Below are 25,429 nucleotides of genomic sequence, written 5' to 3' on the forward strand. Positions count from 1 at the left end.
CGAGGTGATAGCCATGTACGCATTACAGACGAAAGACCTTACATTGGGATACGGTGATCACACCGTGATAGATGAACTGAATTTGCTGATTCCAGAAGGAGAGTTGAGTGTCCTGATCGGTGCCAATGGATGTGGGAAGTCCACCCTTCTCCGAAGTTTAGCGCGTCTATTAAAACCACACTCTGGTGGAGTCGTCCTTGATGGAGAAGCTATTTCAAGCATGCAGACAAAAGAAATTGCACGTAAGATGGCTATTCTACCTCAGTCACCGGTAGCTCCGGAAGGTCTTACTGTTCTTCAACTCGTCAAGCAGGGGAGGTACCCTTACCAGAGCTGGTTGAGTCAATGGTCAGAAGATGATGAAGAAGCAGTTCAAAAGGCACTCAAATCAACGCATCTTGAAGAATTAGCAGAGCGTACTGTCGATTCCCTTTCAGGTGGTCAAAGGCAGCGCGCATGGATTGCGCTGACGTTAGCTCAAGATACAGATATTATTCTGTTAGATGAACCAACAACGTATCTCGACCTTGCTCATCAGATTGAAGTGCTTGACCTTCTGTTTGAGTTAAATAGACAGGATAACCGAACGATCGTAATGGTCCTGCATGACTTGAATCTTGCATGCAGGTACGCTGATCATATTATCGCTGTGAAAGAGAAAGGGATTTATGATCAAGGAAAACCTGAAGATATTATTACAGTTGACCTTGTGAAGCATGTATTTGGACTTGATTGCAACATACTCGAGGATCCGCTTTTTGGGACTCCATTATGTGTACCGCACGGAAAGGGGAGAAACATTCATGCTAGCCAAACCGCAAACGTTTAGTATTGAAGAGAAAGCGAAGTTAGAGAAGCTTAGGCTTCAAGTTGGACTAGATCCTTCTACTAATGGTCAAATCGATGAGGTGAAGAATCTCCTCGATCCAGGTCATCTAAAAGGTCTCTTGCAAAAGCTCGTAGACGAAGGTCATTTTCCTTCCTTAATCGTCGCAGGATCGCAGTTTGTGAAGCGATATGCCTTCATGCTTCTTGTTCCTTTTCTATATTCGTTCTCGAAGTGGGATAAACCGATCTTAGCTGGTCCTGAAATGCTTAAGTACAATCTTGATACAAGCACTGACCCATGGATGATGAACTTTGTGTTGAGCAATGATACGTTGAGTGGGATGAACACAAGAAGTGAGGCAAGAGAAAAGCTTGCAGATGAGCTGATCAATGGGAATCTTGCTCCATTTATCGAGACAGTAGTTGAGGCAACCAAGCTATCTCCTACTATTCTTTGGGAAAATGCCGCCATTTATCTTTTCTGGTTATACGAAACAGAACTTCCGAGCGGGGCATCAGAAGATCAACAATCAAAGATACAGGAAGATTTTCATTACTTGCTCAAAGAGTTTCAATGTACAAGCTTCACGTGCGGCGTAAATCCTTTTATTCAGTATTACACTCAGAAAGAAGAAACAGCGAACGGCCCACAGCGCTTTCGAAGAACTTGCTGTCTTTTCGATCAAGCGTCAGATGACGGCCGCTGCTGCAAAACATGCCCGAAGATGAAGTGACAGGTACCACCCGGTCTGGCTCGAACGATGTCGAATTAGCCTTGAATGGTTTGTTTCTGATGAATGTGCTTTGGCTCACGGTTGTAGGTTCGCGTGAATAGGAAGAGTCCAGTCAAAATAATGCCTCCTCCGATCCACTGCATGAGGTGCAGGGTCTCACCAAGTAAGAAATAAGCGAGTATACTTGCACCAATTGGCTCAAATAAGATACTCATGGCAATAACGTTAACACTGACCCATTTCACGGACCAGTTTAATAGCGAGTGACCTAGCAAAGTAGGGAAGACGGCTAGGAGTCCAAACATCATCCAGTCTGAACCAGGATAACCTGTGAAAGGGTTTGTAAGGCTGATGTTATAGAGTATAAGCGTAACCGCAGCGATTCCATATACGATGAACGTATATGGAATAAGGTCGAGCCGCTTTCGAACATTTTGTCCGAATAATAAGTAACCTGTAACCATTGCGCAGGCGGTGAGAGCAAGCATGTCGCCTACAAGGGCGATACCGCTCAACCTGAAATCTCCCCAGCCAATCACAATAGAACCTGCGATGGCGGTTATCCCACCAATCATCGCAGGCCATGAGAGTTTTTCTTTGAAAAATAGATAAGTCCCGATGAATGCAAATAACGGTTGTAGTGTGACAAGAACAACAGAACTAGCAACAGATGTGTAGTTCAGTGACTCAAACCAGAGAATAAAATGAAACGCGAGACTGACACCTGCAAGGCTACCAAAAACCCAATCGCTTTTGCTAACTCTCATCAAGTCTCCACGATGCCGAAGGATCACGATAGGGAGCATCAAGAAAGTGGCAATGATCAGCCGATACATGGCAATAATCGAGGCAGGTGCTGACGTTAGTTTCACCATAACTGCTGAAGTTGAAATGAATGCCACTGCAATGGCAATCGCCAAATAAGACTTTTGTTGTTGAGAATAAGCCAACAGAATTCCCTCTTTCTCTCTTCAAAAGATAAGTTAAACAAGCTCCGCTTCAGCTTCTTCTGTAGAGCGTTGGTCATACGTCTCACATCTCTTATATCCACCAAACTTCTCTTCAATCTTCTCTCCCAACTGAAAAAGTGCTTCCTCGTTACCGGTGCGGCTGACGAGCTGAACACCAATTGGCATACCTTCTTCTTTGCTCGTTCCAATCGGAATGACAAGTGAAGGGAGCGCCCATAAATTCGCATAGGCTACATACGGCATGTAATTCAAAAACGTTCTTCTGATCGAGAAAATTTCTTGATAAAGCTCACCGTGCGGAGGAGCGGGGGTATGGTAGACAGGCATTACTAGAATACGTCTATCTAAATAGTCTCCAATCAAGTCGTCTCCACGGGTAATCATCGCGTAAATATTATCAGTTTGTTTCCGATTAGGTTTAAAAAGCTTAGCACCTACTAGTGCCCAGGAAAGGTATGAATGAACAGAAGAGCTTTTGAAGAATTTCTCTTTCATATATTCTGCAATCGGAACGGCAGAACCATCTTCACTCATAAGTTTGGTGAGAGATGCTCCCCCGTCGATGGACATGATTTGTTGCCATAGTTGTGCAGCGTCATTAAAGAATGGCGGTTTGTCCTGCTCTGTATCTAAGTCATCGCTAAAGAAGTCTCTAATACTTGAAACGAGCTGAAATGTTTCACGATTGATCGGGATGCGATGGTGAGGAATTGGAAACACAAGTTTAAATTCACTCAAGCTTACCTTTTCTGGCTTTTGATCAGAAATAATCTGGTTGATCAGCCGGGCATCTTGAACGGATTTACTTAGAGCACCAATGCCAAGCATCCGCTCTTGTTCTCGGATTTGTATATAAGGAAATGTTCCTTCATGAGGAACTTGTCGATCTCCAGATTTGAAGCCCACTACACCATTAAAATGAGCAGGAATTCGAATTGACCCTCCAATATCTGAGCCGATCCCAACGGCTGCACCTCCTGCAGCAATCAAACTAGCTTCGCCTCCGCTTGACCCTCCAGCTGTTCGAGAAACGTCCCACGGATTATTTGTTCTACCATAGTGTTTATTATCCGTCTCCTGACAAAAGCAAAGCTGTGGTGTGTTTGTTTTTCCTAGTATGATCGCGCCCTCTGCTTTTAAGCGTTTGATCACTTGGGCATCTTCTTGTTCACGATGAGTCGAGCGATAGCTGAGCCCTCCAGTTGTATACATACCCTCCACGTGAAAGCATTCCTTCACACTGATTGGAACACCGAACAAACGCCCTTCTGCCTTTTTCGTTGCAAGCGTGTAGTCCGCGAGTTTGGCTTCTTCAATAGCTGCATCAAAACGATCCTCTACTAGGCAGTTCAGCGTAGGGTTGATCGCATTTAGGTGGTCGATAAACGTTTTGACTACATGTGAAGAAGAAACTTCTCTACTTGCAATCTTCTTTGACAGGGAAACGGCATCCAAATCTAATAGTGACATCTTATCCCTCCATCGTGTCGGACTTTCCCCGACATGGTTTACTGTATTAATTCGTCCCCTAGCAAAATAATCCTTTAAATTCCAGGTGACAGGCACCGCTCACATTTGCTCGAAACATGTCGAGAACGAAAGCACAAAAAAGCATTTCGTATAATACGAAATGCTAGATTCCTTTATGAAATAGAGTATTCAGAGGGAAGAGGGGATTGAAACACTTCACGCTCAGATGTTTTTGGATCGTAGTAAACCAATACAAGTTGTATTTCGCCATCACTCATAATAGTATCGATAATCGTGTGCTTTTGTACTTCTCTTTGAGAAAGGTTCATCGCTTCAAATTTTGTCCCTAATAGGTTAGGCGCTGCGACAATGGTGTGAATAAGTGATAGTTGTGTTGCTTTCTCAAGGCGGTTTTCCCACCAAACGGTACGAGGTTTCGTTTTCGCGTTAGATAAATAATCGATTTTCATAAGGGAAGTAATCTCATCAATGTGTTCAGGGGATCGATTCCTAAGGAAGGTAGCTAGCCTTCTGAATAAATCCTCAAGCTGGTGCCCGATTCGTGACCATCCATTGTTTTCCCAGTAGCTACCAAACTCTTGGAAAAAGTCAAAAGGAGAATCGAAAACGGTAGTGACAAGGTACTCAATGGTTCGATCCATACGATGATCGTTCCAGTACTTTTCTAACACATCTTCAACTTGCTTAATTCGTATAATATCGTCAAATGAGAGGACATTATTCCCAAGTATTTCGTATGGAGCATGATCCATGTATAGGTAACCATGGTTCTCAGCATTTATACGTACGCCGGTTCCTCTGAGCATTTTAAGAAAACCGAGTTGCAGTTCTTCAGGTCGAAACGAAAAAACATCGTTGAACGTTTTGCGAAAGGATTGATAATCTTCCTCGGGTAGCCCGGCGATCAAATCTAGATGCTGATCAATCTTTCCGCCGTCTTTGACCATCGTGACGGTTCTAGCAAGCTTTTCGAAGTTTTGCTTTCTCATCACAAGTTCATTCGTTGCGTCGTTCGTAGATTGAATTCCGATTTCAAATCGGAACAACCCTGAAGGTGCTTCGCGATTTAGGAACTCCAACACTTCAGGACGCATGATATCTGCCGTGATTTCAAATTGAAAAACACATCCAGGTCGATGATGATCGATAAGAAATTGAAACATTTCGATCGCATAGTTTCTTCGAATATTGAACGTTCGGTCAACGAACTTAATCGTTTTTGCTCCGTTATCCATCAAATAGAGGAGCTCTTCTTTCATCCGTTCAACAGGAAAGTACCGCACGCCTACCTCTATAGAAGATAAGCAAAACTGACAGGAATATGGGCAGCCACGACTTGTTTCAACATATGTTACACGACGTCCAAGCTCTGCTCGGTCCACTTCAAAACGAAATGGAGATGGAATTTCACTTAATGAGAGCTTAATAGCTGGTGGGTTGATATGATTCTTACCGTTTTTTCGAAAAGCGATCCCTTTCACGTCTTCCGGCGAGTCTCCCTTTTTGATTCGTTGAAGGAGCTCTTTAAACGTAACTTCTCCTTCGCCCATGACGATATAATCGACTTCAGGGATACGATCGAGCCACTCGTACACATCATAAGAAACTTCAGGGCCTCCCAAAATGATTTTGAGTGAAGGGTTTACCTTTTTTAGCATTTCAATAACTGGGATGGTTTCTTCAATGTTCCATATATAACAGCTGAACCCCAATACATCGGGTTTCATGCTGTGAAGATCACTAACGATATTCATAATTGGGTCTTTGATCGTATATTCTGCCATCTTTACATCAAATTCTGGGGCGGCAGATGCTTTCAGATACCTTAACGCAAGGCATGTATGAATATACTTGGCATTCAACGTACTAACAACAACTCTCATATTTTCCAACTCCTGCATAATTAATCATTATAATTATAGCACCTCTCTATAGAAAGTAATCAGTTGCAAAGGAAGATTTGTTGTTAGATTATTCAGAATAATAGTTGAAGCAAAATAAACTCCGTGAGATGATAAATGAAAAAACGAGGAGGGAATCAGTTGGAAATCGCTTCTGTTACGAGGGAACATCCTTTTACAGAACAGGATCTTGAGTACACGGCCCTTTTACCACAGTATCGAGTCGATTTACGGAATGTGAAGGATGAAAAACGAGATCGCTTCTTAAATGCCAATATTGTCAGTGATTGGTCGCAACTGTCCTGGGATAAAGTAGGGAGGCCGTTCGAAGTAAAGAAGCTCGCAAAGGACCGTCTTGATTGGGAAAGTGAACATGGACAAGCGATGCCTGTTAAAACTTCTTGGGAGCACTTTAATCGGTCCTTTCATAGTCTGTTCATGCAAGACGTCCCTGCTGAACAGTACAGGCTTAAAGGAACATTGAAAGATAGTTTCAAAGGCTTCCGGGTACAGGATGTGAAACAGGGTCTCGGTGAGATGGTTCGATTATCTCTTTGGAATTACGTTCATCGAATCGAAGACGGGATCTGGGACCCAAGAGGGAAGCGAGCGTTGTTTGAAGGGCTCGATGTCACCAATCCTCGCATCCTATTTCTCGGGGCAGCAGAAGGATATGAAGCGATGCAGCTGCATGCGATGTATCCAGGTGGAGAAGTCGTGATGGTGGATTACGATGAATTTTGTAAGACGGATCGTTTCGGTCATTTCCCTGAGACGTATCCATTTCTAGGCACGAATCCTCAAACAGGTGGAACAAAGGTCTGGTACAAAGACCAGATGAACATTACGTATCTAGTAAAAGACATTCGAGATCTCGATTTTCAAAACGAGTTTGATATTGTGTTAAGCGTCGGTTTACTAGAACATGTTCCTGATGAGCATAAACCTGCCATACTAGATTGGCATCGTAAATTTGTGAAAACAAATGGATACGTCATTATGACGACTCCTCGAAATCAAGTGAAATCGAAACTGTATTATCATATCATGGCAGATATTATGAACCACACGTACCGAGAGTTGATGGATATTCGCCAGATGGGATTGTACGCATATGAGAACGGTTTTGATATTCTAAGGCATGGATACATCAAAGTTCATAATGGAATCATTGCAAGAGCACGCTGATCGATGATTCCCTCACATTTATGGTACAACTGAGAGTAACCAATAGGAGGGGTAATATGACAATACATTCATTCAATGTAGAAACCATTAAAGGGAAAGAGCTTCCATTATCCGAGTATGAGGGGAAAGTGCTATTGATCGTTAATACCGCAAGTAAGTGTGGCCTAACACCCCAGTATGAGGGACTTCAAGAGCTCTATCAGTCATTTCGAGAGCGGCCATTCGAAATACTAGGGTTTCCATGTAATCAATTTGGTGCTCAAGAGCCAGGTTCAGAAGAAGCTATTCAAGAGTTTTGTACACTTAATTATGGGGTTAGCTTTCCAATGTTCTCAAAAGTCGATGTAAATGGGGAAACTGCACATCCACTTTACAAATACTTAACTCATCAAGCACCTGGAGTAGAACATAAGGATATCCCATGGAACTTTACAAAGTTTTTAGTCGATAAGAGAGGGAACGTCATCAAGCGTTATTCCCCAGAAACAGATCCACAAGATTTGAAGAAAGATGTCGAAGAAATGCTCGAATAGAGGTTCAATAGTTGTCGGATCCGGGTATATCACCTTTGAGGTGATATCAAAATGAAATGGTGGATTCCGTTTTGCTATATGGTAGGCACGTTTTCAGGAGCGATGCTCAGTGGATGGGGCATGGACAGAGAATGGGATGTGTTTCCTTCATTTGCAATGGCAATTACAGCATTTTTCATTAGTGTCTTATACATGGTCTTTCGAGACATCGTTCCAAAAGTCTTTCATGAAACGTTGCGTAACTAGTGAGCGCGACGTTTTTTCATGAACTAATACAGAAAAGCCCTGCTTTTATTGCAGGGCCTTTTGGCTGTATGAGTGACTCGAATCTGATGTGATTCGAGAGGTCATTGCGTCTAGTAATGTTTTTTTGTTCCCGTTTTCATACAAGTCCAGGAATTGCTCAGCTGTTTGATAATCTACGTGATACGTTAAGCCTGTGTGGTAGTCGATTAGAAAATAGGTTGCTTCTCCGTTATCGTTTCCTGAAAGCAACTCATACTTCTCGTATTCGTAGTGTACCTCTGTTCCATGCTGTGTTTTCTCCAAATACGTTTCAAAGGGTGTAATCGGTAACACCGCTTCCTTTTTCATCATACTTCCTCCTTTAATGTACGAAACTTATTTGCTAGTTTGTCCAGAGGAAGGCATTTTATACATAAAAAAGTAGATTAAGAGAATAGTAGTGAAAAGAGCCTATAAACGACACCTAACATCCAATCTCGAAAGGATGAATCGGTGACTCAGCCGGAAACGAGAATGAGGCTTTCCCGTGATGCCACTTCCAAGCAGCGTACGCTGCGAGACAAGCATCGAACGAATGTGTCGATTGAAGTGTATGTTCTGGAATAGCTACCACTCTCTCAATTTCTAAAAAATCTAGTAGCGTCTTTCTAGCAGTTATGTCAGATTTATAGGTTAGCACAGAGTTGATATCGGAAAACCTCAGTCCAACTGCTGCTCCAGGATGAACTTCTACGATACTAGTAGAAGGTATACCCGCAAGACCTCGTGATAATGAAACACCTCTTAATGTGAGGTAGACCATGCGCGTCATTGTTGGTGTCATGATCGAGGCACCCTTCATGCCTGCTTCCTTTATGCGGTTCCTTAGTGCTCGATCACCTGGGCGATCTCCTCCACCAGGCTGATAGGAGAGGGGAGCGTCGATTCCGATCACCATGTTTTCCTCTTCGTTCTCAAACCGACTGTAGATTTCGTGATCAGTCGCTCCCACCATCAATTCCTTAAGGCGCATTTCTTCATGATTCCCTGAGAAGATCGAGATGGAAGTGTCTTTTGTGTTCGAGGGACCTGACAGGTCGATGCCAATATATAATGTCATCACGTTTCTCCTTTTTTTACTTTATAAGGTAACAGTAAGCGTATGGCTTGTTTATGTAAACTCTCGTGTACGTTATAATGAAGGTACAGAAATGGACTGATTAACAATGAATGATTTAAAACAAAAGTTATTTAAATTTGTAGGGGGACGGATTTTAAAAACGGGTTTAGCCGCATTTATTACTGCCTGGATTTGTGATGCGCTTGGGTTACCCGTGCTTTTTGCTGTCATTACAGCAATCGTAACCGTCGAACCTACTGCTTCTGACTCGATAAAAAAAGGTATCGTTCGATTTCCAGCAGCAGCAATCGGTGCTGGCTTTGCGATGGTCTTCGAGTCGTTTCTCCACCAATCTCCATTTACTTATGCACTTGCAGCGACACTCACACTTATCGCCTGTCATAAGCTCCATCTCGACTCGGGTATGCTTGTTGCAACATTAACTGCTGTTGCAATGATTCCTGATACAACAGGAGATTATATGACCTCTTTCGTATTTAGGTTAAGTACCACATTAATTGGTATCCTGGTCTCAACAGCTGTAAACTACTTTGTTATGCCGCCAAAATTTTACCCGATGATCAATCAGAGCGTTGAAGGGCTCTACCATAGCGCAGGAGATTTGCTTGATCAAATTATGAGAGATCTTCCACATGCTCGAAAACAAAACCTTGTGTACCAACGCGTAAGTCGTGAACTCGAACGAACGTATAAGTTGATTGAATACCAGAGAGAAGAATGGAAGTATCGCCGACATAGCATGCAGGAAGTAAGGAGCTTTTCTGTCGTTCTTAAGAAGCTTGAGTATTTGCAGAAAATCCTTTATCACCTCGGAAATATGCTGTACGTCGACACGAAAAAAGGGTTTCAAGAAGAAGGTTATGACACCATCATTCAGGCTGGTTGCTCAATCTCAAATGCCTTTCATAACCCAACGAACCAGACAAGAGAAGAGCACCTCGCGAAAATCGAACAGCTTGATCAGTTGTTTCATGAGCTTGATGATACGAGAACGACCTCATCAACTTCTCGCCATCATTTCGATGACAAAATGATTATCATCTTTGAACTTCTATCACTGAATGATGTGCTGGATGATCTCTACATGCTAGAACAAAAAGAAATACGTCATTACAATAGGAGCATACAAAATGACGCTGAGATTTGAAGATAAATGGGAAAAAGCGATATCACCGAGTGATCATGAGGAATTCAATAAAGTGCACCAGCGTTTCCCCATCAAAAGTAACGAACTTCTTTTCGCTCCAGTAAGAGTAGCGATGAACCATAATGGTGCACTACTCGCCACTGTTTTGATTCTGAATGGTTATAAAAGCAATTGGAGATTATATGAGAGGGCTATTCAGTATGTTGAATCGACTGACATAGTAGCAGAGGGTTCTTTCACACGTGAATCTCTCGAAATTCCATCTCAATCAGCTGTACCCTGGACATTTATATTTCCTAGTTCCTCCTTTTTGAGAGCGCCTTCATTTCAAGATTGGAAAATTACTCAGCAAAAACCCTGACACCGCAAGGGATTTCTGTGGTAAAACAGTTTGTAATAAAACTTCTGTACCACTTCACTGTACTAACTAAGTAAGAAATGTGTTACAATAGTTTGTAGATTGTGTCTAAAATTACAAAAGGGGGACAAATGAATGACGAAGAAAAGAATATTCAGTTTGTTCGTAGCTTTACTTTCAATTTCCATGGTACTTGGAGCATGTGGTTCATCAGATGGCGATGGAGCTAGTGGTTCACCTAAGGATTTAAGCCTGTTAACAGGTGGTACTGGTGGTACATATTTCCCACTTGGTGGTGAAATCGCTAATTCGATTCAAGATAACACCGATATTGAAAGCGCTAACGCACAGTCTTCTGGAGCATCTGTAGAAAACATGCAAACACTTCAGAGTGGAGATGCTGATGTTGCGTTTACTCAAACCGACATCGCTGCATACGCGACGAAGGGCGAGCTAATGTTCGAAGATGGTAAAGTTGATAATGTACAAGCTATCGGAACGCTTTATCCAGAAACAATTCAGGTCGTTACACTGAAGGAAAGCGGCATTGCTTCGATCGAAGACCTTAAAGGCAAGAAAGTATCTGTTGGAGCACCAGGAAGTGGAACATATGCGAACGCTGAGCAAGTTCTTGAAATTCACGGTATTTCCATGGATGACATCGACGCGCAGCATCTTGCATTCGATGAGTCTACTGAAGGTATCCAAGATGGTAACATCGATGCAGCATTCATTACTTCTGGAACACCAACTGGTGCTGTAGAAGGACTGTCTGCAGTAAAGCCTGTTAACGTACTACCGATCGAGCAAGATATGATTGATAAGCTGATCGAGAAGTACCCTTATTATGCAAAAGATACAATTAAGAGCGGTACTTATGGACTTGAAGAAGATACGACAACAGTTGCTGTACTTGCAATGCTTGTCGCTCGTTCTGATCTTGATGAAGAGTATGTTTATAACCTCACGAAAGCTATTTTCGACAACGCAGATAAAATTACACATGCTAAAGGTGAATTCATCACAGCAGATAGCGCACTTAACGGTGTAGGAATCGACCTTCACCCAGGTGCAAAGAAGTATTTTGATGAAAAAGGAATCAAAAGCGAGTAAGCTTCTTTATAATCTATTTAAAAAGGATGTGATGGACGCAGGCTGCTAGCAGCCTGCGTCTTCTTACAATGATATTATCAACCTCAACCAGACAATTTCTGTTTCACACAAGTTTGGCGCTCGTTCTGATTATGGTTGTTTTTACTTATCCCTTTTTTACGGTGATGGGTCTTGAGAATGGGAAGACTGGTAAATTTCTAGCCTATGTTCCGATCGATTCTGCCCCAGAAAGCTTTGATATACGTTACACGCATTCTGTTCACCGCACGCCAGTCCTAGAATCCTACTACATTTCAGAAAACGGCACTATTATTCAATATGAACTTTCATATGAAAACTTTGCAGTTGGAATGCCGGCGAATGCAGGTGAAGGAGAGAGATTTATTCAGGATGAAGAGGGCTATAAAATTAAAGACATGAACCTAGAGCTACCGTCGATCGACTTGCGAACAGGTCAAGTTGTGGCTGATCATACACTCCTCGTGCAGAATCAAGAAGTGAAGCTAAGCAAGGTTATTGAACCTGGCTCATGGCTTCATATGGAATCAGGTACAATAAGTTTGTGGAAGTGGATGAAAGGAGTTAATTTGCTTGAGTGACAAGGATAAAGATAAACCAATAGATCATGAAGAAAATGAAGAATTTACAGAAGAACAATCGAAGGACTTATTGGCGAAATTCGATCCTGAAGCGAGCCACCGAACGTTAACTGGAGTGCTAGGGTGGATTTCGGTTATTGGACTCGTAGGATTTTCTGTCTTTCAATTGTATACAGCAATATTTGGAGTGTTTACCGCTCAACTACAGCGTTCAATCCACTTAGCTTTTGCGCTTGGACTGATCTTCTTACTGTTTCCTGCTTCAAAGAAGCGAGTCAAAGATAAAAAAAGAAGGTTTCAAGTTGCCTGGTATGACGGACTGCTTGCTCTAGTTGGTGTTTATGTCGGTATGTACTGGCCACTAAATTTCGAAGAGCTTGTTTTTCGTGTTGGTCGTTTGACGACACTCGATTTAATCGTTGGTTTTCTAGCGATCGTTCTTGTGCTTGAAGCCACAAGACGTGTTGTTGGATTACCAATAACCATCATTACGTCAATCTTCCTTCTTTATGCTTATCTTGGACCTTATATGCCTGGCTTTTTGCAGCATAGAGGACTAAGCATCGATCGTATTATTCGTTCGATGTACTTTACAACAGAGGGGATACTCGGTACGCCGCTCGGGGTATCGGCAACATTTATATTCCTCTTCCTCTTGTTCGGAGCCTTTCTCGTCAAAACGGGTGTTGGTCAGTACTTCAATGACCTTGCACTTGTGATTGCCGGGAAACGAGTTGGCGGGCCAGCGAAAGTTGCAATCTTCTCAAGTGCGTTACAGGGAACGATCAGCGGAAGCTCGGTTGCAAACGTTGTTACATCAGGTTCCTTTACGATCCCGATGATGAAACGTCTCGGGTACAAGAAGGAGTTTGCTGGTGGGGTAGAGGCAGCCGCTTCAACAGGTGGACAGCTTATGCCACCGATCATGGGTGCCGCAGCCTTCCTAATGGTTGAATTTATTGGTGGAGGCATCACGTACTGGGAAATTGCAAAGGCAGCAACAATTCCAGCAGCTCTTTATTTCACAGGTATTTGGATCATGACTCACTTTGAAGCAAAACGTATCGGGCTACGTGGTCTGACAGAAGATGAAATGCCGAATCGTAAACAGGTACTGATGAAAATCTACCTTTTACTTCCGATCGCAGCAGTTATCTTCTTCTTGATGTCTGGAACGTCCGTAACGAGAGCAGCACTCTATGCGATTCTAACATCGATCATCGTAGGTGCAATCAATAAGGAAACAAGAATGGGTATCGGTGATTTCATCGATGCGCTAGCAAATGGTGCACGAACAGCGCTAGGTGTAGCAGCTGCAACCGCAGCTGCAGGTATGATCGTAGGTGTCGTAACGTTAACAGGACTTGGGTTAAAGCTTGCGAACAGCCTCGTGTCATTGTCAGGTGAGAACATCTTGCTCACATTGTTCTTTACAATGATCGCATCACTCATCCTTGGTATGGGATCACCGACGACGGCGAACTACGTTATCACGTCAACGATCGCTGCGCCTGCACTCATCGTGCTTTCAGTTCCTGAGCTGTCAGCTCATATGTTTGTGTTCTACTTTGGTATTGTGGCAGATATTACACCACCAGTAGCGCTTGCAGCCTTCGCCGCAGCAGGTGTGTCTGGGGGTGAACCGCTCCGAACCGGGGTCAATTCAGCCAAACTTGCCATCGCCGCGTTTATCATTCCATACATCTTCGTTCTTTCGCCGGAACTGATGATGATCGATACAACGTGGCAAGAACTTCTTTGGGTACTCTTTACATCACTCACTGGTATGATCAGTATCGGTGCTGGGATGATTGGTTACTGGTACAGAAGAACATATGCGATCGAACGGATTGCTGGTGTAGCAGCAGGTATCATGTTGATTTACCCTGACGGATCTACTGATCTATACGGACTAGGTCTTTTCATCGTGCTACTCGTTCTACAATTTGTATTTAAAAGAGATGACCAAGATAAAAAGCAAGTTGCGAATGCGTAATTTGAAAAGCCGCTCATTTTGAGCGGCTTTTTTTCAGGTGTGCTATTAGTTTGTTAAATGAAAAGCACATTGATTTTGGAAGGATCAATGTGCTTTTCGAACAGAATAAATCAATTTCTTTATTGAATTCAAAACCTGGTTGTTAATTCGAGACTATTCTTTTGATTTTTTCTTCATCTGGAAGTGTTATCCCGTATATAACTCCTGGCATATTATAGGTATATTCTTGTCCTTTTATTGAATAGGTAAGAAGTGGTGTTAACGTATAAAAATCGAACTCATTTTCAAATTCAATTGAAGGGATGACTAGATTCTTTTTTTGATTTACTTCAATTGGATTTTCGTCTTTAAAATCATGGAAGAAGTTTTGGTTTATATCTTCGATGCTATGAACTGTAATTAAGCTGTCTGCATTATTAGCAATATGAACATCAAGACTTGGGGATGGGTAACCGACGTTGTAATCTCCTTTTGGGACTAAATCATCTTTCTGAAAAAGCTTATCATTTTGAAGGATGATCTCCCCTATATCATAAGAACGTACTTCACCATTTTTTAAACTGATTTTTATTTGTTCAGCTTTTTCTATATCATCTGTTAGAACTTTAAATTCCACAATCATATTAACCAATTGATAATGATTAGTGGTTATTCCTTCTTCTACACTAAAATCTAACGTTTCTATGTTTGCATTATTAACCGTCACACCATTAATTAAATCTGAAAGCGAGGCATCTCCTTTGCTTACATCCTCAACGGCAAAAATGTTAAAGGACATAGGATCATCATTTTGTAGGACATAACTCACGTAATTATCAGCAAATAGAATAGCAGGGTTCTTTAAAATCACTTTTTCATCGATGCTTTCTTCATTTGCATTTGAATTATTAAACCCATAAAAAAAAATTATTATAAAAGAGACAGTGGCTACTAAACCCACTGTCATAATAAGAAACATCTTTTTCTTCAATGTGATCCCTCATATCTTGACTTTTATTTGTAAGCAGCTAATAAATAGGTGTCTTTTCGAGGCGCATAGTGATAGGTGTTCTTAGAGCTGTATAGCTTACCACTGATATAAGTACTTACTTTCACATACCTCTTATTATAATCACTATAAAAAGCCAATTTACTTAACCTTTTGCTGTCGGCAGGAATCGTTGCTGCAACGGAATAAGACGTAGTAACACTACTTGAGACTCCTAGCTTACTAGAGATTCCTCCTGCACTTAACCCAGCATCTGAAGTCACCGTTGCGCTGGCTGTATTTGACTTTGTCCACGTATAACGTGAAGCATAAGACCATGAGCCACTTAGATAACGAACGAATTTCGTACTAACTAAGTTTGGTCCAGAAATTGTACTTACTTTTTGACTAGGTACTCCACATGCTACACAGGATGGTTCATCGGGGTTAAGGATATCTGGATAAATCATATCCGGTTCACTCGGCTGCTCAGGGGTGACAATATCAGTCACACCTTCAAATTGAACAATAGAACCTACATCAGAATGCTCCAATTCTTCATTACTTCCATCGGACGCAAAACCTAACTGAGGAAAACCTAAACTGAGGCAGAGAGCAAATGTTAAACCACCGACCAGCTTTCTCAACTTTTCCATCTCCTTTTTATAAATGCAAATACCAACAAAAGTATTCTATCAATTCAGAAAAATAAAGTAAACATTTTATTCCATTATCTTTAAAATATTTCCATTTTATATCTACTAATTAGTAATCTCTCATGATAGCGACTGCACTACGGACTAATCAAGAGGCGAAGAGCGCTTCTCGTACTCCGTACGTGTCGCTTCGGTCTCAAAGAGCTCAATAACGACATCCTATAAGCTCCTTCGTCACTAGAACAAAACTTACATATGAAATTTGACGCATTTAAGAAATACGGGGTGGAAGAGAAGATAAATGAAACGAAAAAGGACCGTCCAGCGTTTGCGGAATTGTTGAAGTATTTACGATAAGGAGATACAGTCGTTGTTTAAAAGCTATCCGATCAAATTGAGCGGATTTTCATGTGTGGAAAAACTAAATTTGACCTATCACACGGATCAGAACCTAGATTTTCCCGTCAAAACAAAGCTTCATGACGTATTGTTATACTCATTAAAAAGGTGTGGTTTACAATCTTTAAACAGTGAAATATCGTTGATTGGAGCGGGAGCATGCTCGACTCCTGCTGGATGAGCAGGACAGTGTGACCAAAAAGGCGCGCGTCAGAGCGCCGAGGCACCGCCCGCCGCGTGGAAAGCGAGTATCCAGGAGCGCAAATCCATCAGCACCAAGGTTCTTAAGACTTTCTCGACATCTTTTTTGTATGTAAATTGTAACGATACCTTCGTAAAAATATGATATGATGAAAGCGTCGTCATGAAAAAGAGAGAAGGATTAGCCTTCTTTTTATGGAAGTGAAACTTGTTAGTTTTTTACTTAAAGGAGGATCACAATGGACTATAGAATTGAACGCGACTCAATCGGAGAAATAAAAGTACCTAGCGACAAAATGTGGGGTGCTCAGACACAGCGAAGCAAAGAGAACTTCAAAATCGGTAACGAAAAGATGCCGTCTGAAGTTGTAAAAGCATTCGCGATTCTAAAAAAGGGTGCTGCTCTTGCGAACCAACGTCTCGGAAAACTTGAGGACGAGAAAGCCGAAGCGATCGTACAAGCTGCTAACGAAGTGATCAACGAAGAACATAACGAGCACTTCCCGCTAGTTGTTTGGCAAACAGGAAGCGGCACACAATCGAATATGAACATGAATGAAGTCATCGCATTCCGTGCGAATGAAATATTGAAAGAACAAGGTAGTGACGCGACGGTTCACCCGAACGATGATGTGAATAAATCACAATCATCTAACGATACATTCCCAACAGCTCTTCATGTAGCAGCTGTTTTGGCAGTAGAAGATCATCTTTATCCTAACTTGATCGAATTAAAAGAAACGCTTTATAAGAAGATGCAGGACTTTGACCATATTATTAAAATTGGTCGTACACACCTACAAGATGCAACGCCCCTTACGCTTGGACAGGAAATCAGCGGTTGGCACCGTATGCTTGTGAAGTGTGAAAACATGCTTCTTGAAAGCGTGAAGTACATGAAGGAGCTTGCGATCGGTGGGACTGCAGTAGGAACTGGACTGAATGCTCACCCTGAATTTGGCGATATGGTGGCTGAAGAAATCAGCAAAATGACGAATCGCACGTTCAGCTCAGCTCTTAACAAGTTCCATGCGCTTACAAGTCATGATGAAATTGTGCACGTACACGGTACGCTTAAAGCTCTTGCAGCAGATCTGATGAAGATCGCAAATGATGTACGCTGGCTAGCGAGTGGTCCACGCTGTGGTATCGGCGAAGTGACAATCCCAGCAAATGAACCAGGAAGCTCCATCATGCCTGGAAAAGTAAACCCTACTCAAAGTGAAGCACTTACGATGGTTTCGGCTCAAGTTATGGGTAACGACGCGACAATCGGCTTCTCAGCAAGTCAGGGTAACTTTGAGCTTAACGTTTTCAAACCGGTAATCATTTATAACTTCCTTCAATCTGCAAGCTTGCTTGCAGACGGCATGAAGTCATTCAATGATAAATGCGCAGTAGGAATTGAACCGAATGAGGAAGTAATCGGTGAGTACCTTAAGAACTCACTAATGCTTGTGACAGCACTTAATCCTCATATTGGGTATGAGAATGCGGCGGCTATTGCGAAGAAGGCTCACCAGGATGGGACAACACTTCGAGAAGCAGCTCTTGAAAGCGGTCATCTCACAGCTGAGCAGTTCGATGATATTGTACGCCCAGAAGAAATGATTTCACCTAAATAAGCACGAAAAAGCGGGATCGCCTATGATCCCGCTTTTTTTCTTACTTTCAAAACCAGGAAAGCGCTTACGGTTTTGACGGAAGAACAGCCCTGATGCCTTTGTAGATCAACACAAGTGCAAATAGCAGCGCCGCTAAGTATCCAACAACTTCGAATACCGGATTAAGACTCGATAGAAAAGAGTCAGCCTCAGATAAACGAAGCATTGCAAAACCAGCAATCATAGCCGCTACAAAAAGCAATGTACGATCCAACATAATCAGCACTCCCTTTGAAAGAAGAATTTTTTATTGCCCTACAAATATATGCAGAGACAGGAGTTGGCAGACCGTATCTGTCCTATTTCTTAAAGAAATATTATGTGGAGGGGGTCAGGTAGGTTCCAGGAACGTACCTGGAACCGCAAAAGTAAAAAGGGGTCAGGCACCAGCCTGACCCCTTCACTCATTTATTTCCATTGTGCTACTTTATCTGTATCTGTTACAAACATGAAGATTTTTCCTTTGTCCATTTCAGATTCATAACGCTCTGCTTCTTCTTTGGAAAAGCCGATTTCTTTCATTTTCGTACGTAGTTCGTCACCTTTTCTCCTAAAGACGTTCTTTAGGCTGGTTAAGCCCATTTCTTTTCGATCGATCGTGTTGGCATTTACGCCGTTTGCAACGCGTTCTGTGCGATCATCGTCGTGAGAGAGGACATAAATATCGTCCTTGGATACACCGATGTTACTAAGTTCTTCAATGTCAGTCTTTAGTTTTTCATCGTTCTGATATTCTCGGACTAAGGGTCTACTCATCAATAATGCCTCCTTCAATAACTGATTTTATAGGTAATATTGACGCTGCAAGGGAAGGATAAACGTAAGATTGTGCGTGGTTGTGCTTCTTCCGTGGATGGAAGATGTGCATAATTCGATAGAAAAGGGTATAACAAAGAGTAGATAAAAGAAGGAGGCAAATGCGATGAGTAACGAACAATTAGGTGTAACAGATGGAAAATTAGCTCCTTGTCCAAATAAGCCAAACTGTGTGTCGACACAAAGTATAGATGAGAAAAGTAAAATGGAGCCTTTTTCATATAGCGGTACTGAAGGAGAGGCGCTCGCAAAGCTAAAAGAAATTTTATTAGATAGAAAACGTACCAAGATTGTGAAGGAAGATGAGAACTACATAAGAGCTGAAGAAACTTCTAAGCTTTTTAAGTTTGTAGACGATATCGAATTCTATCTGGAGGAAGCATCAAAAACGGTCCACTTTCGTTCTGCTTCACGTACTGGCTACTCAGATTTTGGTGTGAATAAGAAAAGGATGGAAGAAATCCGAAATGCGTTCGTAAACTAAGAAACAGGTGCCGGTTGGCACCTGTTTTCTCGTTAATATTCGTTCGCTTCGTCACTTTCTTCTTCTAGCGTATCTTCGTTTTCATCCTCGCGTTCATTTTCGTCTCGTTCTGAGGATAGAAACCACCCTCCAAGAGCAATCGCAACAAGGACGCCCCAGAATGTTATTTTCCAGACCGGTTCTTTTGGAAACGATTCTTCAAGAATACCTAGGCTAGGGTGAGCAAGGGTATACACGGCTAGCTTTACACCGACCCAACCAACGATGATAAATGCAGCCGTTTCAAGTCCAGGTTTACGGTGAAGAAGTTTTACGAAATAGTTCGCTGCAAATCGCATGATAATCAAACCGATAATTCCACCGGTAAGGATAACCGCGAATTGCGCACCATCTAATCCACCCACTTTTGGGAAATTGGTGGTGGGTAATGTGAGTGCGAGCGCCACTGCAGCGAGAATGGAATCGACTGCAAACGCAATATCAGCTAACTCAACTTTCAACACGGTTGTCCAGAAACCTGAACCTTCGCTGTTTGGCTTCTTATCTTTTTTTGATTTTTTCTTATCATCGCTCAAAAAGAATTTTTTCACAATGTGGTTGATGCTTAAGAATAGCAGGTAGAGTGCACCGATTGCCTGCACCTGCCAGATATCGACTAAGAAGGAAATGATGAAGAGTGAACCAAAGCGGAAAACAAATGCTCCACCAAGGCCATAAAATAGCGCTTTTTTACGTCTTTTTGGTTCAAGATGCTTGACCATAATGGCCATAACAAGCGCGTTATCTGCAGCAAGTATGCCTTCAAGTCCGATCAGGACAAGAAGCACCCATGCGTATTCTAGTAGTAGACCAGCATCCATGACTATCTCTCCTTTAATGCTATTTAGTGTCCCCAATTCTAAAGACCTTACTATGGCTATTAGAGTAGATCATATCTGTAAAATCATATTTCTAAAGGTATGTACGAAGTATGGTAATACGTACACATTGAGGGAATGGTTACATTATGTTTTTTATACCCTCATTTATATTCAAGAAACCCGACGTTTTGAAATAAACGCAAAATGGGTTATCGTAAAAGGTGGAGGTGAAAGCATGCGTTTATCGAATAAAAAAGTAATTAGTCTCGTTCATCATGAATTTGAGGACCTTGAGTTAACGTATCCTTACTACCGCTTGATCGAAGAAGGTGCAACCGTTCATTATGTAGGTGAAAAAGCCGGAGAGAAGTACGTCGGAAAGTATGGTGTTCCTGTCGTTTCCGATTATGCATACGGTGACATTGACCCTGCAGACTACGATGCAATTCTCGTGCCGGGTGGCTGGGCACCTGATAAGATTCGTCGTTTCCCTGAAGTAATAAATATGGTGAAGCATATGGAAGAAAACAAAAAACCAATAGGGCAGATTTGTCACGCAGGTTGGGTGTTGATCTCTGCACGTATTCTTGAAGGGAAAAAAGTAACGAGCACACCTGGTATTCGTGACGACATGGAGAATGCAGGCGCAACATGGATCGATGAGCCAGTCGTGGTAGATGGCCATCTTGTATCAGCAAGACGTCCACCAGATCTTCCGCCTTATGGGAAAGCATTCGCAGATCTTCTAGCATCACAATAAGAAGAAGCTCACTCCATCGAGTGAGCTTCTTCTTATTGTTTATTTTTCTACAAGCTCTAGCTTTCCAGTTTCAGGATCGATGACTAACCCGTGAACAGGCGTATCTTTTGGAAGAAGAGGGTGGTTCTTAATCATATCGACACTATTGCGCACCCCATCATGCACAGTGGTAAACCCTTGGAGCCATTTTTCCAAATCCATTCCAGCATGTTGGAGAGTAGAGACAACTTCCTTCGATACGCTATTTTCCATTTTATCAAGGAGTTTCTTCGGATCAACTTTCCCCATACCGCAGTCATGGTGCCCGATGACGAGAACTTCATCTGCCTGTAGTTCATAGACACCTACAAGAATCGAGCGCATGATGCTACCAAACGGATGGCTTACGACTGCGCCAGCATTCTTTACGATTTTCACATCGCCATTTTTAAGATTCATCGCACGTGGGAGCAACTCGACCAAACGAGTATCCATACAAGAAAGAATGACCATTCTTTTTTCAGGAAGACCTGATGTTATGTACGGTTCATAATCCTTGTTCTCAACAAATTTCTCATTAAACTCTAGAATATCACTTAGCGTTTCCATTTAATAAACTCCTCCTACATTGATAATTTTTTCATTTCTCATTTGTTCTGGTACACTAAAAGCACGAATCCCTTCTTAACGAAAAAGGAGTATGCATAAATGAAGGATATCCCTATTGAACAACTTGTTCAACAGATGAATAGCAAAATGAAGCAGCTTACTTATAATGTTGAAGAAAATGATGCCGATGTCAATGGCATTCGAGAAGATCTTATCGCGATCAAAACCTACTGCGATATGTTGCTGCAGGCTTCAGATGGTGTGAAGTCAACTCCAAAGCTTAAGCAGCAGCCATCCTACTCAGCTCCGGTTCAGCCAACTCCGGTTTCATCTCCATCAAAACCGATGGACGATGATGACGCGAATGAAGACTCGATCTTTGATTTCTAAAGGCGTATGTCCCATGGGACATGCGTTTTTTTATATGCCGAATGAAGTTGGATACCGGACGTGCCCCTTCTTTAGCGCATCATTCTTTAATTCTTTCACCATGAACGAATTTCCTGCATCCTCGAACGGACCTGTAATGTTCTTTTCAGAAGCGGGCACAAACCCAAACTTCGAATAGTAACAGCTATCGCCAAGGACTACGGCATGGCGGTAGCCTAGTGACGTAGCACGATTTAGTCCTTCTCTAATCATCAAGCTACCGATTCCTTCCTTCTGAAACTCAGGGACAACGGAAACTGGTGCAAGGGCAAGCGACGTGAAGCTCTCATGCTCCGTCTCGATCTTTATTTCACTAAACATAATGTGCCCTACTGGTGTGATTCGATTATGTAAAGCAACGAAAGTTAGTTCGGGGATGTAATAAGGTGATTTTCTTATGCGATGGATTAAGGAAACTTCAGCTTCCCCATCAAATGCATTTCTTACGATGTCATCAATTTCCTCGACATCATTCGTTAACTCTTCACGAATTTCGATCATGTTCTCTCCTCCTTTTGTAGCTTTGTTTCTAGAGTAAGTGCCTCCTACATTAACGACCCTTCAGTCTATTTAGTGAAAGATTTCCAACATAAAAAAAGTGTGAGGGGACAAATTGATAGTAATCCCAAAGAAAGGAGGGAGACAGAATGCCGGATCTATATCCTTATTCAGCAGAAGCTGATCCTATAAAAAATGAACACGACAGCTACAATGTGTATGTGAATGATAATTATATCGGCAATAAAATTTTGTTCTCTCAGAAAGAAAACATTCAAGATGTAAGCGACTATTTAAATAACAAAGGCTTCTACAATTTCCAGGCGGAGGTTGAAGGCGATCACTATCGTCTCCAAATGACTGAGCTAGACCAAGGTGAGCTTGTAATTGATGAACTTCACAGCTACCTTGGACTGCATTAGAGTGAAATTCTTTCCCATATCCTGAACATTCGTTCTTTCTCGATGGCGATTTCTTGAGCCTCTTCGACACTGACTTCTTTGAAACGAATCGTACCACCAGGAGGCACCTGAGCAATCAATGGAAGGTCTGGACCAATGACTGTGCCGATACGGATGTAACCACCCGTTGTTTGACGGTCAGCAAGAAGTATAATTGGCTCCCCATTAGCTGGAAGCTGAATGCCACCAAGGGGCACGGCGTCAGATATAATATCGCCTTCATGATTTGTTTTGATACCGTTGCTCACTAAGCGATATCCCATTCGATTCGATTGAGGAGATACCTCGTGATTTGTCTTGAAAAATTGATTCAAAACTTCAGGACTCAGCTTCTCATGGTGCGGCCCTTTTACAACGCGAACTTCAACTTCGCGCCCATATGCAGGAATCTCGGTATGGAAGAGCCCGATTCCTGTTTTTTGATGTTGAGGGTGTCCTACTAGCTCATCTCCGGCCTCCAACTTACGCCCAAGACCTGCAGGTTCATATACGGATTTACTTCCCATGTATTCCTCTGCTTCAAATCCTCCATTCACGGTTAAGTAAGCACGTACTCCAACTTTGGGTCGACCAAACTCAAGTATCTGTCCTTTTTTTATAGTGAGAGATTTCCACGTTGGAATACGTTCGCCGTTGATCATCGGTGATAAATCTGCCCCTGTAATTGCAATGACAGAGTCGATTTCTGCAACCAATTCTGGTCCCTGCATCGTGATTTCGATTCCTGCAGTGTTACGTCGATTGCCAACAAGAATGTTTCCAACCTGAAGTGCGAAGCGGTCGAGTGCACCTGAAGCCGGCACACCGTATTTTAAATAGCCTGTTCTACCAAGATCTTGATATGTTGTATATACACCCGGTTTTACTACTGAAAATAACTTCAACGGTTTCCGATCCTTTCCAGCGTGATATTTTCTGCTCTAAATCTCTTTCTTAGTGATTGGATAAAAGCGAGCGCGGACGGTTCATCACCATGCACACATACTGTATCTGCTTCGATCGTGATTTCTGATCCATCTACTGCTATAACCGTGCCGTGTTTAATCATTGATATCACTTGATCGATTGCCGCTATCTCATCTGTTATTATCGCATGTTTTTCTGTACGTGGCGTGAGGGTTCCATCAGGTTGATACGTTCGATCTGCGAAAACCTCAGAAGCATACCGTATGCCAGCGAGTTTTGCTGCTTGAATCAATTCAGAATTTGCAAGGCCGAACAAAATTAGATTTGAATCAAAGTCCTTCACAGCTTGCGCGATTGCGTTTGCAAGTTCTGCGTCCTTTGATGCCATGTTGTAAAGCGCCCCATGAGGCTTAACGTGCTGGAGCTCTACTTCGTGAGCACTGCAGAACGCGTGCAGCGCACCGATCTGATAAAGCACAAGCGTATAAGCTTCTTCAGGTGAGATAATCATTTTTCTTCTGCCAAATCCGGTTAAGTCGGGGAAACCAGGATGAGCACCGATCCCAACGTGATGCTCCTTCGCCCATTTGACCGTTCGGTTCATGATGCGTGGATCACCCGCATGAAATCCACATGCTACGTTTGCTGATGATACAAGTTCAAGAACTTTTTCATCCTCCCCGATCGAATACGCACCAAAACTTTCACCAAGATCACAGTTAAGATCGATTAACGTTGTCACCTCGATACCTCCTCACGTTGTACCTCATAAGAACCTTTTTCGACTTCTTTTAAAATATGTTCAAACTCTTTCTCTGTAACGGGTTGAAACCGAAGATAATCTCCTTGATTTAGTAAAAATGGAACGTCTCTTTTGGGCTGAAACAGCCGAAGTGGTGTGCGTCCGATAATGTTCCAACCACCAGGAGATTCGATTGGATAAACGCCTGTCTGTGCTTCAGCGATTCCAACCGACCCAGCAGGAACCTTTTGCCTTGGAGTATCGAGACGAGATGCCGCGATTCGCTCATCTAGTCCGCTGAGATATGGAAATCCAGGTAAAAAGCCAATCATGTTTACTAGATAATCTTCGTTTGTATGTATGTGTATGATGTCGTCACGTTGCATTCCTTTTTGATTTGCAAGTTCTTCAAGGTCAGGCCCGTATTCTCCACCATAAAGCGTTGGGATCGTCACGATTACTTTCCTTTGTGATTCCTCTGTCGCAACTGCCGTGATATTTTCTAGTATTTCAGTGATTTCAGCATAAGTGAGCACCCAAGGTTCGTAGTAAATAGTAATGGAGTCGTAAGCGGGTACCCATTCTGAAATTCCGTCTATGTTTAGGGATGCGAGCTCACGACAAAAAGCTTGAATGCGACTAGTAAGAGAGGGGGACACTTCTTCACTGTACGAAAGCTTTACTGCTGCTTCTCCTAGCGGGTGGAAAGTGATGTTCATAGCGGTCTACTCCTTTCATGAATAAGTGTATCGAATTTTAAAATTTTCAACAAA

The 25,429-nt window shown here is 42.3% G+C and carries 30 protein-coding genes; 15 read left to right on the top strand and 15 right to left on the bottom strand.

All coding sequences use genetic code 11. From position 1 onward, the window contains the following. Positions 1-13: 13 nt before the first annotated feature. Both SJY16_RS01455 and SJY16_RS01460 read left to right on the top strand, forming a co-directional pair. Positions 14-829 carry an ABC transporter ATP-binding protein gene (locus SJY16_RS01455; RefSeq protein ID WP_377887287.1) on the top strand — a complete coding sequence of 272 codons (816 nt, stop codon included), beginning with the start codon at positions 14-16 and terminating at the stop codon, positions 827-829. After that, positions 804-1,562, top strand: a complete 759-nt coding sequence (locus tag SJY16_RS01460; RefSeq protein ID WP_377887288.1) for an IucA/IucC family C-terminal-domain containing protein — start codon at positions 804-806, stop codon at positions 1,560-1,562. Before SJY16_RS01455 ends, SJY16_RS01460 begins: the two co-directional genes overlap by 26 nt. 35 nt (positions 1,563-1,597) lie before the next feature. On the opposite strand, the gene SJY16_RS01465 is transcribed toward SJY16_RS01460, so the two are convergent. From SJY16_RS01465 to SJY16_RS01475, 3 genes are all read right to left on the bottom strand, one after another. Continuing rightward, positions 1,598-2,512 carry a DMT family transporter gene (locus SJY16_RS01465; RefSeq protein ID WP_377887289.1) on the bottom strand — a complete coding sequence of 305 codons (915 nt, stop codon included), beginning with the start codon at positions 2,510-2,512 and terminating at the stop codon, positions 1,598-1,600. Positions 2,513-2,545: 33 nt separating this feature from the next. Further along, positions 2,546-4,003: an amidase gene (locus SJY16_RS01470; RefSeq protein ID WP_377887290.1), complete on the bottom strand. Its 1,458-nt coding sequence runs from the start codon at positions 4,001-4,003 to the stop codon at positions 2,546-2,548. A 173-nt stretch (positions 4,004-4,176) separates the two neighbouring features. After that, positions 4,177-5,907, bottom strand: coding sequence for a B12-binding domain-containing radical SAM protein (locus SJY16_RS01475; RefSeq protein WP_377887291.1), 1,731 nt, complete (start codon positions 5,905-5,907; stop codon positions 4,177-4,179). 159 nt (positions 5,908-6,066) lie between these two features. Here SJY16_RS01475 and SJY16_RS01480 point away from each other — a divergent pair, with 159 nt between their 5' ends. Genes SJY16_RS01480 through SJY16_RS01490 form a run of 3 tightly spaced genes read left to right on the top strand, consistent with a single transcriptional unit; the run spans position 6,067 to position 7,892 of the window. Next, a complete protein-coding gene (locus SJY16_RS01480) occupies positions 6,067-7,113 on the top strand; it encodes a class I SAM-dependent methyltransferase (protein WP_377887292.1) in 1,047 nt (348 codons plus the stop codon). A 56-nt stretch (positions 7,114-7,169) separates the two neighbouring features. Then, the gene (locus tag SJY16_RS01485; protein WP_377887293.1) at positions 7,170-7,646 is read left to right on the top strand and encodes a glutathione peroxidase; all 477 of its coding nucleotides are present in this window, start codon (positions 7,170-7,172) and stop codon (positions 7,644-7,646) included. A gap of 51 nt (positions 7,647-7,697) precedes the next feature. Beyond that, a complete protein-coding gene (locus SJY16_RS01490; RefSeq protein WP_377887294.1) occupies positions 7,698-7,892 on the top strand; it encodes a hypothetical protein in 195 nt (64 codons plus the stop codon). A gap of 45 nt (positions 7,893-7,937) precedes the next feature. On the opposite strand, the gene SJY16_RS01495 is transcribed toward SJY16_RS01490, so the two are convergent. Continuing rightward, positions 7,938-8,243, bottom strand: a complete 306-nt coding sequence (locus SJY16_RS01495; protein WP_377887295.1) for a hypothetical protein — start codon at positions 8,241-8,243, stop codon at positions 7,938-7,940. 112 nt (positions 8,244-8,355) lie between these two features. After that, positions 8,356-8,991 carry a DUF429 domain-containing protein gene (locus tag SJY16_RS01500; RefSeq protein ID WP_377887296.1) on the bottom strand — a complete coding sequence of 212 codons (636 nt, stop codon included), beginning with the start codon at positions 8,989-8,991 and terminating at the stop codon, positions 8,356-8,358. Between the two features lie 106 nt (positions 8,992-9,097). Between SJY16_RS01500 and SJY16_RS01505 the strand changes: the two genes are divergently transcribed. The 5 genes from SJY16_RS01505 (at position 9,098) to SJY16_RS01525 (ending at position 14,225) form a co-directional block, all read left to right on the top strand. Beyond that, positions 9,098-10,159 (top strand): FUSC family protein, encoded by a 1,062-nt coding sequence (locus tag SJY16_RS01505; RefSeq protein WP_377887297.1) that lies wholly within the window; start codon positions 9,098-9,100, stop codon positions 10,157-10,159. Continuing rightward, positions 10,143-10,520, top strand: a complete 378-nt coding sequence (locus tag SJY16_RS01510) for an SLAP domain-containing protein (protein ID WP_377887298.1) — start codon at positions 10,143-10,145, stop codon at positions 10,518-10,520. The genes SJY16_RS01505 and SJY16_RS01510 overlap by 17 nt, the downstream gene beginning before the upstream one ends. Before the next feature lie 132 nt (positions 10,521-10,652). After that, a complete protein-coding gene (locus tag SJY16_RS01515; protein WP_377887299.1) occupies positions 10,653-11,630 on the top strand; it encodes a TAXI family TRAP transporter solute-binding subunit in 978 nt (325 codons plus the stop codon). A 131-nt stretch (positions 11,631-11,761) separates the two neighbouring features. Further along, positions 11,762-12,229: a DUF1850 domain-containing protein gene (locus tag SJY16_RS01520; RefSeq protein WP_377887300.1), complete on the top strand. Its 468-nt coding sequence runs from the start codon at positions 11,762-11,764 to the stop codon at positions 12,227-12,229. Between the two features lie 19 nt (positions 12,230-12,248). Next, positions 12,249-14,225 carry a TRAP transporter permease gene (locus SJY16_RS01525; protein ID WP_377892014.1) on the top strand — a complete coding sequence of 659 codons (1,977 nt, stop codon included), beginning with the start codon at positions 12,249-12,251 and terminating at the stop codon, positions 14,223-14,225. Positions 14,226-14,367: 142 nt separating this feature from the next. On the opposite strand, the gene SJY16_RS01530 is transcribed toward SJY16_RS01525, so the two are convergent. Continuing rightward, positions 14,368-15,195, bottom strand: a complete 828-nt coding sequence (locus SJY16_RS01530) for a hypothetical protein (RefSeq protein ID WP_377887301.1) — start codon at positions 15,193-15,195, stop codon at positions 14,368-14,370. A gap of 23 nt (positions 15,196-15,218) precedes the next feature. Continuing rightward, the gene (locus SJY16_RS01535; RefSeq protein WP_377887302.1) at positions 15,219-15,839 is read right to left on the bottom strand and encodes a hypothetical protein; all 621 of its coding nucleotides are present in this window, start codon (positions 15,837-15,839) and stop codon (positions 15,219-15,221) included. Positions 15,840-16,687: 848 nt separating this feature from the next. Between SJY16_RS01535 and fumC the strand changes: the two genes are divergently transcribed. Continuing rightward, complete coding sequence (fumC, locus tag SJY16_RS01540; protein WP_377887303.1) at positions 16,688-18,073, top strand: class II fumarate hydratase; 1,386 nt, start codon at positions 16,688-16,690, stop codon at positions 18,071-18,073. Positions 18,074-18,137: 64 nt separating this feature from the next. On the opposite strand, the gene SJY16_RS01545 is transcribed toward fumC, so the two are convergent. Continuing rightward, positions 18,138-18,329, bottom strand: a complete 192-nt coding sequence (locus tag SJY16_RS01545) for a hypothetical protein (RefSeq protein WP_377887304.1) — start codon at positions 18,327-18,329, stop codon at positions 18,138-18,140. Positions 18,330-18,520: 191 nt separating this feature from the next. Then, on the bottom strand, positions 18,521-18,868 hold the full coding sequence (locus tag SJY16_RS01550; RefSeq protein WP_377887305.1) for a YflT domain-containing protein: 348 nt from the start codon (positions 18,866-18,868) through the stop codon (positions 18,521-18,523). A gap of 166 nt (positions 18,869-19,034) precedes the next feature. Between SJY16_RS01550 and SJY16_RS01555 the strand changes: the two genes are divergently transcribed. Beyond that, positions 19,035-19,412, top strand: coding sequence for a DUF1499 domain-containing protein (locus tag SJY16_RS01555; RefSeq protein WP_377887306.1), 378 nt, complete (start codon positions 19,035-19,037; stop codon positions 19,410-19,412). 32 nt (positions 19,413-19,444) lie between these two features. On the opposite strand, the gene SJY16_RS01560 is transcribed toward SJY16_RS01555, so the two are convergent. Further along, positions 19,445-20,272, bottom strand: a complete 828-nt coding sequence (locus tag SJY16_RS01560; RefSeq protein WP_377887307.1) for a TerC family protein — start codon at positions 20,270-20,272, stop codon at positions 19,445-19,447. Positions 20,273-20,507: 235 nt separating this feature from the next. Here SJY16_RS01560 and SJY16_RS01565 point away from each other — a divergent pair, with 235 nt between their 5' ends. Continuing rightward, entirely contained in the window at positions 20,508-21,032 is a 525-nt protein-coding gene (locus SJY16_RS01565; protein ID WP_377887309.1) for a type 1 glutamine amidotransferase domain-containing protein, read from the top strand. Between the two features lie 39 nt (positions 21,033-21,071). Here the strand turns inward: SJY16_RS01565 and SJY16_RS01570 are convergent, their stop codons facing one another. After that, on the bottom strand, positions 21,072-21,620 hold the full coding sequence (locus tag SJY16_RS01570; protein ID WP_377887310.1) for a beta-class carbonic anhydrase: 549 nt from the start codon (positions 21,618-21,620) through the stop codon (positions 21,072-21,074). A gap of 99 nt (positions 21,621-21,719) precedes the next feature. Here SJY16_RS01570 and SJY16_RS01575 point away from each other — a divergent pair, with 99 nt between their 5' ends. Next, positions 21,720-22,010, top strand: coding sequence for a YwdI family protein (locus SJY16_RS01575; protein ID WP_377887311.1), 291 nt, complete (start codon positions 21,720-21,722; stop codon positions 22,008-22,010). 30 nt (positions 22,011-22,040) lie between these two features. On the opposite strand, the gene SJY16_RS01580 is transcribed toward SJY16_RS01575, so the two are convergent. After that, positions 22,041-22,550 (bottom strand): GNAT family N-acetyltransferase, encoded by a 510-nt coding sequence (locus SJY16_RS01580; RefSeq protein ID WP_377887312.1) that lies wholly within the window; start codon positions 22,548-22,550, stop codon positions 22,041-22,043. Positions 22,551-22,696: 146 nt separating this feature from the next. Between SJY16_RS01580 and SJY16_RS01585 the strand changes: the two genes are divergently transcribed. After that, entirely contained in the window at positions 22,697-22,969 is a 273-nt protein-coding gene (locus SJY16_RS01585; RefSeq protein WP_377887313.1) for a hypothetical protein, read from the top strand. Here the strand turns inward: SJY16_RS01585 and SJY16_RS01590 are convergent. From SJY16_RS01590 to pxpB, 3 genes are read right to left on the bottom strand one after another with little or no spacing between them, the layout of a single operon-like run. Beyond that, the gene (locus tag SJY16_RS01590) at positions 22,966-23,892 is read right to left on the bottom strand and encodes a 5-oxoprolinase subunit C family protein (protein ID WP_377887314.1); all 927 of its coding nucleotides are present in this window, start codon (positions 23,890-23,892) and stop codon (positions 22,966-22,968) included. The two genes, SJY16_RS01585 and SJY16_RS01590, sit on opposite strands and share 4 nt — an antisense overlap. After that, positions 23,889-24,656 carry a LamB/YcsF family protein gene (locus tag SJY16_RS01595; RefSeq protein ID WP_377887315.1) on the bottom strand — a complete coding sequence of 256 codons (768 nt, stop codon included), beginning with the start codon at positions 24,654-24,656 and terminating at the stop codon, positions 23,889-23,891. Before SJY16_RS01595 ends, SJY16_RS01590 begins: the two co-directional genes overlap by 4 nt. Further along, positions 24,653-25,375 (bottom strand): 5-oxoprolinase subunit PxpB, encoded by a 723-nt coding sequence (gene pxpB, locus SJY16_RS01600; RefSeq protein ID WP_377887316.1) that lies wholly within the window; start codon positions 25,373-25,375, stop codon positions 24,653-24,655. The genes SJY16_RS01595 and pxpB overlap by 4 nt, the downstream gene beginning before the upstream one ends. Positions 25,376-25,429 lie beyond the last annotated feature (54 nt).

It is taken from the genome of Alkalihalobacillus sp. R86527, from assembly GCF_042466185.1.
GTDB lineage: Bacteria > Bacillota > Bacilli > Bacillales > Guptibacillaceae > Guptibacillus.